General features: G+C 72.9%; 10 protein-coding genes. 7 read left to right on the top strand and 3 right to left on the bottom strand.

Translation table 11 applies throughout. The features are described from left to right. Nucleotides 1–45 precede the first annotated feature (45 nt). The 3 genes from kynU to O7625_RS21935 all read left to right on the top strand — a co-directional run bounded on the left by kynU (nucleotide 46) and on the right by O7625_RS21935 (nucleotide 3,390). On the top strand, nucleotides 46–1,299 hold the full coding sequence (kynU, locus tag O7625_RS21945; protein WP_282341125.1) for a kynureninase: 1,254 nt from the start codon (nucleotides 46–48) through the stop codon (nucleotides 1,297–1,299). A 79-nt stretch (nucleotides 1,300–1,378) separates the two neighbouring features. Next, nucleotides 1,379–2,944, top strand: a complete 1,566-nt coding sequence (locus O7625_RS21940; protein ID WP_282341124.1) for a Na+/H+ antiporter — start codon at nucleotides 1,379–1,381, stop codon at nucleotides 2,942–2,944. 275 nt (nucleotides 2,945–3,219) lie between these two features. Next, nucleotides 3,220–3,390 (top strand): hypothetical protein, encoded by a 171-nt coding sequence (locus O7625_RS21935; RefSeq protein WP_282341122.1) that lies wholly within the window; start codon nucleotides 3,220–3,222, stop codon nucleotides 3,388–3,390. Between the two features lie 48 nt (nucleotides 3,391–3,438). Here O7625_RS21935 and O7625_RS21930 read toward each other — a convergent pair whose 3' ends face one another. Beyond that, the gene (locus tag O7625_RS21930; RefSeq protein ID WP_282341120.1) at nucleotides 3,439–4,239 is read right to left on the bottom strand and encodes a helix-turn-helix transcriptional regulator; all 801 of its coding nucleotides are present in this window, start codon (nucleotides 4,237–4,239) and stop codon (nucleotides 3,439–3,441) included. Nucleotides 4,240–4,342: 103 nt separating this feature from the next. Here O7625_RS21930 and O7625_RS21925 point away from each other — a divergent pair, with 103 nt between their 5' ends. The 3 genes from O7625_RS21925 (at nucleotide 4,343) to O7625_RS21915 (ending at nucleotide 8,137) form a co-directional block, all read left to right on the top strand. Further along, nucleotides 4,343–4,831, top strand: coding sequence for a VOC family protein (locus tag O7625_RS21925; protein WP_282341119.1), 489 nt, complete (start codon nucleotides 4,343–4,345; stop codon nucleotides 4,829–4,831). A 133-nt stretch (nucleotides 4,832–4,964) separates the two neighbouring features. Further along, nucleotides 4,965–6,686 carry a pectinesterase family protein gene (locus O7625_RS21920; RefSeq protein WP_282341118.1) on the top strand — a complete coding sequence of 574 codons (1,722 nt, stop codon included), beginning with the start codon at nucleotides 4,965–4,967 and terminating at the stop codon, nucleotides 6,684–6,686. Nucleotides 6,687–6,757: 71 nt separating this feature from the next. Continuing rightward, a complete protein-coding gene (locus O7625_RS21915) occupies nucleotides 6,758–8,137 on the top strand; it encodes a glycosyl hydrolase family 18 protein (RefSeq protein ID WP_282341117.1) in 1,380 nt (459 codons plus the stop codon). 104 nt (nucleotides 8,138–8,241) lie between these two features. Here O7625_RS21915 and O7625_RS21910 read toward each other — a convergent pair whose 3' ends face one another. Beyond that, nucleotides 8,242–10,101 (bottom strand): LamG-like jellyroll fold domain-containing protein, encoded by a 1,860-nt coding sequence (locus O7625_RS21910; protein ID WP_282341115.1) that lies wholly within the window; start codon nucleotides 10,099–10,101, stop codon nucleotides 8,242–8,244. Between the two features lie 242 nt (nucleotides 10,102–10,343). Then, nucleotides 10,344–12,542, bottom strand: a complete 2,199-nt coding sequence (locus O7625_RS21905) for a carbohydrate-binding module family 20 domain-containing protein (protein ID WP_282341112.1) — start codon at nucleotides 12,540–12,542, stop codon at nucleotides 10,344–10,346. A 305-nt stretch (nucleotides 12,543–12,847) separates the two neighbouring features. Here O7625_RS21905 and O7625_RS21900 point away from each other — a divergent pair, with 305 nt between their 5' ends. After that, complete coding sequence (locus tag O7625_RS21900) at nucleotides 12,848–14,143, top strand: low temperature requirement protein A (RefSeq protein ID WP_282341110.1); 1,296 nt, start codon at nucleotides 12,848–12,850, stop codon at nucleotides 14,141–14,143. The last annotated feature ends 10 nt before the right edge of the window (nucleotides 14,144–14,153 follow it).

Here is a 14,153-nt window from a genome sequence, read left to right as displayed (position 1 = left end):
AGCTAGCCTGCATCGGCCCGGGTGTCCGGGCGGAGGGAGGACCCCATGGCTGAGCACACGTCCCGGCAGGTCGCGCAGGAGTGGGACGCCGCCGACCCGCTGGCCGGGCTACGGGACCGGTTCGTGGTGGACGACCTGTGCTACCTCGACGGCAACTCGCTGGGCCGGCTGCCGGCCGCCACCGGCGACCACCTGGCCGCACTGGTGCGCGACGGCTGGGGCACCGAGCTGGTCCGGAGCTGGCCGACCTGGATCGAGTGGCCGCGCCGCATCGGCGACCGGATCGCCTCCCACGCGCTGGGCGCCCGGGAGGGCGAGGTGATCGTCTCCGATTCCACCTCGGTCAACCTCTACAAGCTGGCCGCCGCCGCCCTCGACGCCCGGCCCGGCCGGCGGACGATCCTGGCCGACGCCGAGGAGTTCCCCACCGACCGTTACCTGCTGGAGGGGTTGGCCGCCCAGCGGGGGCACACCCTGCGGCTGCTCCCCTCCGACCTGGACGAGGGGCTGGACCAGGCCACCCTGACCGGGGCGCTGACCGAGGACGTGGCGCTGGTGGTGCTGTCGGCGGTGTCGTACCGCTGCGGGGCGCTGCTGGACGTGGCGGCGGTGACGGCCGCGGCCCACCGGGTCGGCGCGCTGGTGCTGTGGGACCTCTCGCACGCGGTCGGCTCGGTGCCGTTGGACCTGACCGGCGCCGGTGTCGACCTCGCGGTCGGCTGCACCTACAAGTACCTCAACGGCGGTCCCGGCGCGCCGGCCTTCCTCTACGTGCGGCGGGAGTCGCAGGAGTCGCTGCGGCAGCCGATCTGGGGCTGGTTCGGCCAGCGCGACCAGTTCGGGATGGGTGCCGGCTACGATCCCGCGCCCGGCCCGGAGCGGTTCCTGGTGGGCACCCCGCCGGTGCTCGGGATGGCCGCCCTCGACCCGGCCCTGGACGTGCTGGCCGACGCCGGGATGGACCGGGTACGGGAGAAGTCCCTCCGGCTCGGCGAGCTGATCATAGAGCTGGCCGACGCCTGGCTGGTCCCGCACGGCTTCCGGCTCGCCTCCCCGCGCGACCCGGGCCGGCGCGGCGGGCACGTGTCGCTGCACCACCCGGAGGCGCTGCGGATCTCCCGAGCCCTGGTCGACGCCGGGGTGGTCGGCGACTACCGGGTACCGGACCGGCTGCGGCTCGGGCCGGCGGCGCTCTACACCCGCTACGTCGACGTGTGGGACGCGATGGACCGGCTGCGGGACATCGCCGAACGGCAGGCCTGGACCGGGGTGCCGGCGGAGCGGTCCCGGGTCACCTGAGCCGAGCGGGGCAGATCCCGGATTCCCCCGCGTCGCCGCCGACTTCGTACCAGCATGTCGGGTGGAGGCGGGGGGTGCCGTGGACGTCCTGGTCCTGATCGTGGTGCTGGCCGCCACCGTGCTGGTCGGCACCACCATCGGGGGCCGGTACCGGGTGGCCCCGCCGGTGCTGCTGATCACCATGGGTGGCCTGCTGGCGCTGCTGCCGCCGCTGTCGGACGTGGTGCTCCAACCGGACGTGGTGCTGCTGCTCTTCCTGCCGGCCGTGCTCTACCGGGAGAGCCTGGTGATCAGCCTGCGGGAGATCCGGTCGAACCTGCTGGTGATCGCCTCGCTGGCGGTGGCGCTGGTGGTGGTGACGATGGTGGCGGTGGCGCTGGCCGCCAAGGCGCTGGGGATGAGCCCGCAGGCCGCCTGGGTGCTGGGCGCGGTGCTCGCCCCCACCGACGCGGCGGCGGTCGCCGGCCTGGCGAAGCGGATGCCCCGCCGCATCCTGACCACGCTGCGGGCGGAGAGCCTGGTCAACGACGGTACGGCGCTGGTGCTGTTCTCGGTGACGGTCGGGTTGATCGTGGGCGGCGCCGCGCCGGGGGTGTTCGGGTTCCTGGGCCGGTTCGTCGGCTCGGCCGGGGGCGGGATCGTCGCCGGGCTGGTCGTCGGCCTGGTGGTGGTGCTGATCCGTCGCAGGCTGGACGACCCGCTGCGGGAGGGCGCGTTGAGCGTGCTCACCCCGTTCGCCGCGTTCCTGCTCGCCGAGGTGGTGCACGCCAGCGGGGTGCTCGCCGTCGTGGTCGCCGGCCTGCTGCTGTCCTACTTCAGCCCGAGGATCATCCGGGCACGGTCCCGGGTGCTGGCGTACGCCTTCTGGGACCTGTCCACCTTCCTGATCAACGGCGCGCTGTTCGTGCTGCTCGGCATGCAGATCCCCCGGGCGGTGAACCACGTGACCAGCATCTCGACGGGCCGGTCGGTGGCGATCGCCGCCTCGGTCACGCTGGTGGTGGTGGTCGTCCGGCTGGTCTGGTTGCAGTTGTTCTCCTACGGCCTGCCGGTGACGGGCCGGGGCGCCACGGTGAGCCGGCGGGTCCGGGTGGCGGCCGGCTGGGCGGGTTTCCGGGGTGCGGTGTCGCTGGCCGCCGCCCTCGCGGTGCCGGTGACCACGGCCACCACCCACGCGCCGGTGCCGGAACGGGATCTGATCATCTTCTGCACCGCCGTGGCGATCGTGTCGATCATGCTGGTGCAGGGCACCACCCTACCGGCGGTGGCCCGCTGGGCCGGTCTGCGCGGCGACGAGACGCGCGGCGACGAGGTCCGGCACGCCCACCGCCGGGCCACCGAGGCGGCGCTGTCGGCGCTGCCGAACGTCGCCGCCGACCTCGACGTCGACGCGACGGCGGTGGACCGGTTGCGCGCCGACTACCAGCGGCACCTGGACCTGGTGACCGAGACCGGCGGCGGTCAGGACGCCGACCGGGCAGAGGAGTCGGAGGCCCGGCTGCGGTTGGGGGTGTTGGAACACAAGCGCCGCGAGGTCACCCGGCTGCGCGACCGCAACGAGATCGACGACAGCGTGCTGCGCGAGGTCCAGGCGACGTTGGACATCGAGGAGATCCGCCTGCTCGGCCCCCAGACCGAGGACTGACGCCGGCCAGCGCGCCCGGTCCCCGGCCCGCAGGCCGGCGACGCGGACACGTCACTCGGACGATCAGCTCGTTGAGCAGGCGTAGGCCGCCGGCTGCGCATTGTCCGCACGTGGCTGGCGGACTCTCGTGCTCGACCGTGACCGACCCGTCACTGAATGCTGATCTCGGGTGTGGCTCGTAGGACAACTGCCGTTTCCGGCCAGGAGCCACGCCCCTCGTTCGACGCGCCGGTCCCGCCACCCGGACACCGCCGCGTCCCGGTCAAGGAGGAGCGATGGACAGTACGCAGGGGGAACCGACGGCGAGTCGGGGCGAGCAGATCCAGGCGGCGGAGCACGAGGCGGCGAGACGACGGCTGCTCGCCCAGGCCGAGAAGGAACGGATACCGGCCGAGGAGACCACCCGGGCCGTACCGGACCGGCAGTGGCGGCGTGCCCAACCGTGACCCGTCGCCGGTGGACGGTGAGCTGCTCTTGGCCGCGGACCTGACCCCTCATCTCAGGCGGTCGAGCTTCTTCCGGGCGTCGGTGCCGGTCCGCGGGGTCAGGACCACGAGACGGAGATCGGTGTTCTGCGTGGTCAGCACGTTGGCGTCCAGGGGGATGGCCCCCACCTGCGGATGCACGGCGGTCTTGTGGGCACTCTCGTGGGTGGCCACCGCGCGTTGCGCCCACAGCCGCCGGAACCGTTCGTTGCCGGCCAGCCGGGCGATCAGCGCCGCCACGTCGGGGTCGTGCGGATAGCGGGCGCTGGTGGCGCGCAGGTCGGCGACCAACGACTGCTCGAAGTACGCCCGCTCGGCGTCTGTCTGGCGGACCCGGCGGTTCCGGGACTCGAACTGGATGATCATCGCGTTGCGGTCGTCGGCGGTGGCATCGGCGGGGTCACCGAAGACGGCCACGAACAGCGGGTTTCCGTGTAGCAACCGCCACGCGGCGTCGTAGACGGCCAGCGGGGTGTCGCCGAGCTGGTCGATGACGCGCCACAGGCTGCGGGGGATCAGGGTGGGCACCCGGTCCGAGGCCGCCGCCAGGCCGGCGAGGCGCATCAGGTGCGCCTCCTCCTCGGTGGACAGTCGTAACGCGCGGGCCAGACAGGAGCAGACCTGGGACGACGGCGTGGCGGCCCGCCCCTGCTCCAGGCGTGCCACGTACTCCACGGAGATGCCGGCCAGCATCGCCAGCTCGCCGCGTCGCAGGCCGGCGACACGGCGGGGATTCGCGCTCGTCAGTCCGACCGCGGCCGGGTCGACCCGGTCCCGCCAGGCCCGTAGCGCCGCACCAAGCTCATTCATGTACGCCATGATCCGCCACCGGCCGGCGGGGCCGGGTGGTACCGGCGGTACGCGGAAGACCCGTGCCTTCCCCCGCCCGGCACCGCCGCCGATGATGACGATCATGAGTAGAGTGACCAGGGTCAACCACATCGGAGTGCCGGTCAGCGATCTCGCCCGTTCGGTGCGGTGGTACGAGGACGTCCTCGGCATCGCGCCGACCGGCGTCACGATCTCGGCCTCGAATCCGGCGATCGGCGCGGTCGTGGAGGTCGAGAACCCGTCGATGCGGGCGTCGTTCGCCCTGGCCGGCGACAACGTCCTGCTGGAACTCATCCAGTACGACAGCCCTCGGCCCCGGCCCTTCACCGGGCGCAACTGTGACGTCGGGGTCATCCACCTGTGTTTCGAGGTCGACGACCTCGACGCCGTGCACCGCGAGCTGGTGGGGCGGGGCGTGCACGTCAACGCCGATCCGGTCGTGTTGCAGGACGGGGAGAACATGGACGTGGGAACGCTGGCCGGCACGAAGATCCTCTACCTCCGCGACCCCGACGGAATCCCGTTGGAACTGTTCGAGCTGCCCGACCAGGACCCGGCACGGTCCCGCTGACGTTGCGTCCACCACGTCGACCGGCGGGGCGACTGACGCATTGACAGTCGCGCATGGGCGCGGTTACGGTCGCAGGAAAGCGCTTTCTTAGGTCGTTCGCCACCTCCACCCCGTCCCCGGAGGTCCATCCGCCATGCGCAGGAACCGCCGCCCGCTCGCCGTCGCCGCCGCGGCGGCACTCAGCACCGCGCTGCTCGCCCTCACCCCGCTCGGCGGCGCGCAGGTCGCCCACGCCGCCACCCTGTTCAGCGACGACTTCACCGACGGCGACCTCGCCGGCTGGTCGCGCTCCGGCGGGACCTGGTCGGTGGCCGCCGACGACAGCCCGGCGTTGCAGCAGGCCAGGGGCGACACCGGTGACGCCCGGCTGTTCGCCGGCAGCGCGTCCTGGGCCGACCAGGCCGTCCAGGCCCGGGTGAAGCCGCTGACCCTGCCCGGCAACGGCATGGTCGCGCTGCTGGCCCGCGCCAGCGGCGCGACCAGCTACTACCGGCTCGCCCTGCTCGCCGGCGACCAGGTCCGGCTGGAGGCGGTACGCAGCGGCCGGGTCACCCCGCTGGGCACGGTGTCCCACCGGGTGATGACGGGTGGCTGGCACACCCTGCGGATCGAGGTCGCCGGGACGGTGGTGCGCGGCTGGGTGGACGGCTTCCCCGTCGGCTCCGGCACCGGCACCCTGACCGCGACCGGCCGGATCGGCGTGCAGACCGGCAACGCCACCGCCCGCTTCGACGACGTGCTGGTGACCCGGGGCGAACCGGCCCCGACCAGTGCGCCGCCGAGCCCCACGGCCACCCCGTCCGGCACCCCCACCGCCAGCCCCACGGCGACCCCGCCCGAGACCCCGTCGCCCACCGGCCCGACGCCCACGCCCACCGGCACCGGGCCGGCCGAGCGGTCCTCGGTGGTCGCCCCGGACGGCAGCGGGGACCACACCAGCGTGCAGGCGGCGATGGACGCGGTGCCGGTGGGCAACGCGAGCCGGTACACCATCACCATCAGGCCGGGCACCTACCGGGAGCCGGTCACGGTCCCGGCCGGCAAGCCGTACGTGTCGTTCGTCGGGTCGACCGGCGACCCCCGGGACGTGGTGATCGTCTACGACAACGCCTCGGGCACCCCGAAGCCGGGCGGCGGCACCTACGGCACCTCGGGCAGCGCCTCGGTGACCATCGACGGCAACGACTTCACCGCCCGGCACCTGACCTTCGCCAACGACTTCGACGAGGCGGCGCACGACTACAGCGCCGAGCAGGCGGTGGCCGTGCTGACCCGGGCCGACCGGCTGGTCTTTGACGACGTGCGGTTCCTCGGCAACCAGGACACGCTCTACCACAACAGCGCCTCCGTCGACGCTGTCGGCCGGGCGTACTTCCGGGACTGCTACGTCGAGGGCGACGTCGACTTCATCTTCGGCCGGGGCACCGGGGTCTTCGACGGCTGCGAGATCCGGTCCCTCGACCGGGGTTCGGCCAGCAACAACGGGTACGTCACCGCCGCGTCCACGATGATCGGCAATCCGTACGGCCTGCTCTTCACGGGCTGCGCCCTGACCACCGACGCGGCGGCGGCGCAGAGCGTGCACCTCGGCCGGCCGTGGCACCCGAGCGGCGACGTCAACGCGATCGGGCAGGTGGTGTTCCGCGACAGCGTGCTCGGCGCGCACGTGAAGGACTCCCCCTGGACCGACATGTCCGGCTTCTCCTGGCGGGACGCCCGGTTCGCCGAGTACCGCAACAGCGGCCCGGGGTCGACGGTCACCGCCGACCGGCCACAGTTGACCGACGCGCAGGCCCCGAGCTACACCCCGCAGCGGTACCTGGCCGGCGCGGACGGCTGGAACCCGATCCCCTGACGACGGCGCCGGGGATTTACATTAAACAAAGTTAACTGATAACCTCCCGGCCATCGACGAGGAGGTATGTCATGCGACTTCGACCCGGGACGACAGCCTGGCTGGCCGGTGCGGTGCTGCTCGCCGCCGCACTGCCCGCCGCGAACGGCTTCGCCGCGCCGACCACCGCCACGGGTGCCGCCAGCGCCCTGGCGGCCTGCTCCGCACCGGCCTGGGCCGAGGGCGTCAGCTACCCCGCCGGCACCCGGGTCAGCTACCTCGGCCACCTCTACGAGTCGCTGGTGACCCACACCCCGCCGGCCGGCGCCGGCTGGAACCCGGCAGCCGTGCCGGCCCTCTGGCGGGACCTCGGCGTCTGCACCGGCACCCCCTCCCCCACCCCGTCGCCGACCCCCACCGCCACCCCCACCCGGCCCCCGACCCCGACACCCACCCCGACCCGCACCCCCTCCCCGACCCCCACCCCCGGCACGACGACACCGCCGCCGGACGGCACCGGCTGCGCGCTGAAGCCCCGCCCGGCCGGCAAGGTGCTCCAGGGTTACTGGGAGAACTGGGACGGCGCGGCGAACGGCGTCCACCCGCCGCTGGGCTGGATCCCGATCACCGACCCCCGGATCACCGGGCACGGCTACAACGTCGTCACCGCCGCCTTCCCGGTGATCCGCGCCGACGGCACGGTGCTCTGGGAGGATGGCATGGACGCCACCGTCAAGGTGCCCACGCCGACCGAGATGTGCCAGGCCAAGGCCGCCGGGCTGACCCTGCTGCTGTCGATCGGCGGGGCCACCGCCGGCATCGACCTCGGCTCGGCCACCGTCGCCGACCGGTTCGTCGCCACCGTGGTGCCGATCCTCAAGCGGTACCACTTCGACGGCATCGACATCGACATCGAGACCGGGCTGACCGGCAGCGGGGACATCACCCGGCTGTCCACGTCGCAGGCGAACCTGGTCCGCATCATCGACGGGGTGCTGGCCCAGATGCCGGCCGGCTTCGGCCTGACCATGGCCCCGGAGACCGCGTACGTCACCGGCGGCAGCGTCACCTACGGCTCCATCTGGGGCGCGTACCTGCCGGTCATCAAGCGGTACGTCGACAACGGGCGGCTCTGGTGGCTCAACATGCAGTACTACAACGGCAGCATGTACGGCTGCGCCGGTGACTCGTACCCCGCCGGGACGGTGGCGGGCTTCACCGCCCAGACCGACTGCCTCAACGCCGGCCTGGTCGTCCAGGGCACCACCATCCGGGTGCCGTACGACCGGCAGGTGCCCGGCCTGCCCGCCCAGCCCGGTGCCGGTGGCGGCTACCTCGCGCCGGCCTCGGTGGCCCAGGCGTGGAACACCTACCGGGGCGGCCTGAAGGGGCTGATGACCTGGTCGGTCAACTGGGACGGATCCAAGGGCTGGACCTTCGGCGACAACGTCCGCACCCTCCAGGGCCGCTGAGTCCACGGTCGGGGGCACCGCCCCGGCCGGGGAGTCCGGGGAGAGTCCGGCCCTGCGGCGCGGTCGCGCTCCCGTCGGTGCGGGCGGGAGCGCGACCGGGTGGCTCAGAGCCGGGCGCCCACGTCGGTGCCGTCGGCCGGGCGGAGGAAGTCCGACGTCGGGATGGACCCGTCGGCCGCCCGGGGGCCGGTGATGGTCGACGGGTCGGTGCTGGCCAGCGGCCAGCTGCCGCCGAGGTTCCAGGAGTTGTCGGCCCCGGTCGAGGAGCCGGGCGACACGTCGGGGGCGTTGCCGGCCGCGAGGTTGCGGCTGAGCCGGGAGGTCGAGCGGGAGACGTCGAAGCCGGCCCTGCCGTTGCGCCAGGCGGTGTCGCGCTCGAAGACCAGCGTGCCGGGGTTGCCGTTGTCGATGAACCCGCCGGCCGAGTTTCCCCAGGCCATGCTGTTGCGGGTGACGTGGTCGGCGGCCGGACGCGGGTCGTTGCCGCCGCCATGCTTGAAGCCGTTGCCGTCACCGGCGTAGTCGGGCAGGTTCCAGTAGTTGTAGCCGTTGTCGTAGGCGACGCTGTCCTCGATCAGGATCGGCGACTGGAACAGCCAGGCGTCGAAGCCGTCGTCGGAGTTGCGCCAGAGCCGCGCGCCGCGTACCTGGTTGTCGACGCCCGAGCCCTCCTTGATGGCCAGGCCGTCGGCGCTCTCGCCGTTCTTGCGGGGATCCCGGTTGCCGTAGCTGTCCAGGTTGACGATCCGGTTGCCGCTCGACGCGCCCTGCAGGTGCAGCCCGGACTCGTAGTTGTCCCGGGTGACCAGCCGCTCGTACCTGCCGTAGTTGGTGTCGACGCCGAAGATCCCGTACGGGCCGTGGATGATCTCCAGGCCGACGAACCGCCACCAGTCGGCCTCGACGTGCAGCGCGCCCCGGTCGGCGCGGGGAATGCTGGAGCCCACCGCGCCCGGGGTGTACGGCATGTTCTCGCCGTCGATGACCACCCTCTCGCCCTGGTAGTTCGTCAGGGTGATCGGGTGGTACGGGGTGCCGTCCTTGAGGATCTTGATGGTGCTGGTCGGCGCGTAGGTGCCGCCGCGTACCGCGATGGTGGTGCCCGGCTCGGCCAGGTCGTGTGCCCGCTGGATGGTGCGTAGCGGCCGGGCCATCGTGCCGGGGTTGGCGTCGTCGCCGTCGGTGGCGACCACCAGCACGACGACCCCGGGCGGCGGGCTGGTCGGCGGCGGCGTGACCGGCGGCGTGGTCGGCGGGGGCGTGGTGACCGGCGGCGTGGTCGGCGGCGGCGTGGTCGGCGGCGGCGGGGTGGTGGGGCTCGGCGGCGGCGTGGTGGGCGCGATGCCGCCGTCCCGGACCAGGACGTCGTCGAAGGCGGCCGTCGCGGCGGCGGTCTGCACCCCGATCCGGCCGGCGGCGATCAGCGGGCTGGTGGCCTGGCCGACGGGGAGGCCGTCGACGCTGCCCCGCACGGTGGTGCCGGTGACCTCGACGGCCAGGGTGTACCAGGTGCCGGTGGCCACCGGACGGGCGGCGCTGGCGAGAACGGTGACCGCGTTGCCGTTCACCGCCTGCAACTGCACCTGGTTGCCGGACAGCAGTGCCAGCCGGTAGTAGCGGGTCGCCCCGGACGCGCGGGCCAGCAGGCCGACCTGGCCGGCGGCACCGAGGCTGAGCGGTTTCACCCGGGCCTGGACGGTGTAGTCGGCCCAGCCGGTGCTGCCGGCGAAGAGCCGGGCGTTGTCACTGTCGACGTTCGACTGCCGCAGGGCCGGGGAGCCGTCGGTGACGACGCCCCAGCTGCCGCCCGACTTCGACCAGCCGGCGGTGTCGCCGTCGGTGAAGTCGTCGCTGAACAGGGTGGCGGCGGAGGCCGCCGCGACCGGCCCGAGCAGCGGGGCGGTCGCGGCGGCGAGCACCCCGGCGAGCAGCAGGGCGAGCCGGCGCTGGCGGGACGGGCGCATGAGGCGTACCTCCGACGGTGGGGGAATCGGACGGGCGGCGAGAAAGCGCTTTCCCGGACGATACGAGGATGCATCGACACTCGTCAACCTCTAGCTTCCGGTGCGGGTCACCCGGCCCGCGGTGCCACCCAGGAGCCCGGCCCGGAGCCTGGTCCGGATCCGACGCCGGCCGGGCTGCCGGTCCCCGATCGGCGCGGCGGCCGACCCCCGGAGGGGACCGGCCGCCGCAGCCGACAACAGCGTCACCGCCAGGTGTCGTTGGCGCTCCACGAGCCGGTGGACCCGACGGTGGCGCTGCGGTTGCCACCGGACTCCCAGGTCACCGTGCCGTCCGGGTTCTTCTTGAGGTACTTGTACTCGAACGCCGTGTTCGCCGGCAGGGCGACCGTGGCCCGCCACAGCGGGTAGGCGGCCGAGGAGAGCGCCACCGCGTTGGCCGGGTTCCAGGAGCCCAGCGCCGCGACGCTGCCCACCACGAAGACGTTCTGGCCGTACGAGGTGGTGGCGTTGACGGTGAACGACGCGCCCTGGGTGCCGGCCGGGTCACCCCGGAAGGTGTCGGTGACCGACGAGGTGCCGCCGGCCGGCGTGGTCAACGTCCGGTTGCCGCCCGACTCCCAGGTCACCACGCCGGCCGTGGTCTTCTTGAGGAACTTGAACTCCACCGTGGTGGCCGCCGGCAGGGTGACCACCGCCCGGTAGACCCCACCGCCCTGCGCCGTCAGCCTGACCGCGTCGGCCGGGCTCCAGGAGCCCAGCGCCGGGACGCTGCCGACGACGTAGGCGTCCTGGCCACCGGCGAGGGACGCGGTGACGGTGAAGGTGGTGGCGACCGTGCCGGCGGGCGCGGTCGGGGTGGGCGTCGCGGTCGGCGTCGGCGAGGCGGTCGGCGTCGCGGTCGGCGTCGGCGTGCTGCCGGCCTTCGCGTTGGCGTGCAGCGCCACCGCGCCGTTGGCGGGGATCCGCACGGTGGCCCGGCCGCCGCTGACGGTCACCGTGGTACCGGTGCAGCCGGCCGTGCCGCGCGCCCCGGAGATCACGTCGCAGTACGACCCGTCGGCCAGCCCGGTGGTGAAGGTGGCGGTGCTGGCCGACCCCGAGTCGTTGATCCCGATCCAGGCCCGGTCACCCCGGTGGAAGCCGATGACGTTGCTGTTGACCACGGTGAAGTCGGAGACGGTCCTGACCGACTTCGCGGTGTTGGCCCAGCCGACCATGCCCTTGATCCCGGTGGACCGGGTCAGGCAGTTCCAGCTGCCGCCGCAGACGGTGTCGGTGACGTAGCCGTTGCCGTCGGCGGGCGGCGACTGGTTGCGGTTGGACCAGGTGAAGCTGTCGTAGACCGACGGCTTGCCGTGCGGGTAGGCCAGCGCGAAGTAGTTGGCCAGCACGTAGTCGCTGCCGTCGCGGTAGGACAGCACCACCCCGTCGCGCTCCAGGTCGTGATTGGTGACCATGGCGAACACGTTGGCGCTCGGCGCGTCGAGGTTCCAGCTGCCGACGTTGGCCAGGTTGGCGATCGAGCCCTGGAACGCCGACTTCAGGCCCTTGGCGTACCCGAAGTCGAGCACGTCACCGTTGCCGATGAAGGCGCGGGCCTTGAGGGCGTCGTTGCCGGCCCCGTCGAAGATCTCCTGGGCGACGTACGGACGCTTGTTCTCGGCGGTGGTGTTGCGCACCTTGCCGAGGATGGCGGCGAAGTCGTCCTTCCGGACGTGCTTGACCGCGTCCACCCGGAACCCGTCGACCCCGAGGCCGACCAGGTCGTTGAGGAACCCGGCGATCTTGGTGCGGACGGCGTCCTTCTCGGTGTAGAGGTCGGTCAGGGAGAGCAGCTCGCAGCTGGTCACCTGGGCCTCGTTGTTCCAGTCGTTGATCGCGCCGGAGGTCGGGCAGTTGTCCCCCGGGCGGTGGAAGTCGCCGGTGCCGTAGGGCACGGCCGGGAAGCTGTAGCCGGGGCCGGAGAAGTCGGTGCCGGCGTACCCGACGACCGACTCGGGGTTGTTGGCGCCGGCCATGTGGTTGACCACCGCGTCGACGTACACCCGCACCCCGGCGTTGTGGCAGGCGGTCACCATGTCGGCGAACTGCTGCCGGGTGCCGAACCGGCTCTCCAGTCGGTAGGACACCGGCTGGTAGACCTCGTACCAGGGGTGTACGCCGTCGGCGCTGCTCGGCAGGCTGACCGACTCCTGCGGTGGGGCGACCTGGACCGCGCCGTAGCCGGCCGGGCCGAGGTGGTCGGTGCACGCGGCGGCGACGGAGCGCCAGTTCCATTCCCAGAGGTTGGCGGTGACCTCACTGTCGTTGAGGGCGACGGCGGCGGTCGCGGGGGCGGTGGCCGGCAGCGCGCTCAGCGCGGCGAGGGAGGAGGCGGTGACAGCGAGGGCGAGGAGGCCCCGTCGCAGACGGGTTCCCCGGGGGACGCGGGGTACGGACATCAGGAGTGGACCTACTTCCGGGGGTCGAAGAGGCGCGGTGCGGTGTGGACGGCTGTCCGGTGGAAAGACGATGCGGCATCGATGAAAGAATTTGCAAGACCTTGCGGCAAACTTTTCGACATCCGCCGGCAATGATCCGCAAGGCCCTACCGGCTCGGCGACCGGTCGACCGACCTCGCCGGGCACCCCCGAAGATGCGCGTTTGCCCAGTTCAGCCACGGGAAACCGGGGTCATCCGCACCGTCACGAGGGGGCCGCCGTGACCCGTCCGCCCACCGGCCGGGTCGGCACCCCCTGATGCGCCGATGAACACGCCGTTGCGCCGGGGTCTGCGGCCGGTCACCGAAGCCACCCGGGTCAGCACCGCCGAGGTCTTCTTCGACCTGGTGTTCGTCTTCGCCTTCCTCCAGGTCACCACGTTGATGATCGCCGAGGACAACCACCTGGCGGTGCTGCACGGACTGCTCGTGCTGAGCCTGCTGTGGTGGTCCTGGTCGCTCTTCGCCTGGCTCGGCAACCGGGTACGCGCCAACTACGGGCTGGCCCGGCTCACCCTGCTGGCCACCACCCCGGTCATGTTCGTGCTCGCGGTCACCACCCGGGAGGCGTTCCAGGACGCGCCCGGCGGGATCGACACCCCGGTCTGGTTCGTCGGCTGCTTCCTCGCCGTCCGGGCCTGCTACCTGGGCCTGCGGCTGTACTCCTCACCGGAGCTGCGGGGCCGCGACGTGCTGGCGCTCACCGCGCCCCCGGTGGTGGCCGCCGGCCTGCTGCTCGGCGCGGCGCTGCTGCCCCGCAGCACGCTCCCCACCGACCGGATGCTCGCCGGTCAGGTGCTGCTGTGGGTGCTGGCCGGCCTCGTGGACTACGGCGTCGGCCAGGCCCTGCCGCTGCCGCCACGCGCCGTCTTCTCCGCGCGGCACTGGATCGAGCGGCACAACCTGATCGTCATCGCGGCGCTCGGCGAGGTCCTGATCGCCGTCGGCATCGCCGGCTCCCAGTTGACCAACTCGATCGGCCTGCTGACCGCCTCCGCCCTCGCGGTGGTGGTGGCGGGCACCCTGGAGTGGATCTACATCGACCTCTCCGCGCTGGTCGGTGAGCACGCCCTGCGCGCCGCCCCGCCGGCCGCCCGGGTCGCCCTCGCCCGGGACTGCTACAGCTTCCTGCACCTGCCGATGATCGCCGGGATCATGCTGCTGGCCCTGGGGTTCAAGCACATGCCCTCCCTCGTCGGGGAGGCGGACACCTACCAGCGCGGCCAGCCCCTGGACCACACCGGCCGCTACGCGCTGTACGGCGGCGTGGTCACCTTCCTGCTCGCCCACGCGACGTTCCAGTGGCGGCTCAGCCACACCTGCCGGAACCTGATCTGGCCCCGGCTGGTCGCCGCCGGGACGCTGATCGCCCTGCTGCCGGCCACCGCCGGCATCCCCGCCCTGCGGGCGCTGGCCTGGCTTGCCCTGGTCTGCCTGGCCACGGCGGCCACCGAGTACCTGGTCGGCCGCCGCGAGCGGCAACGGCTGCGCCGGGCGCTCGTCGAGGAGCACGAGGGCGGCTGCGCGGCTGACCGGCCCGGCCCGGGCCGGTCGTTCGGCTGACCGGCCCGGC

Origin of the sequence: Micromonospora sp. WMMD714, assembly GCF_029581315.1 — a bacterium.
In the GTDB taxonomy this organism is placed as follows: domain Bacteria; phylum Actinomycetota; class Actinomycetes; order Mycobacteriales; family Micromonosporaceae; genus Micromonospora; species Micromonospora rifamycinica.
This window is presented reverse-complemented; position numbering and strand designations above follow the sequence as displayed.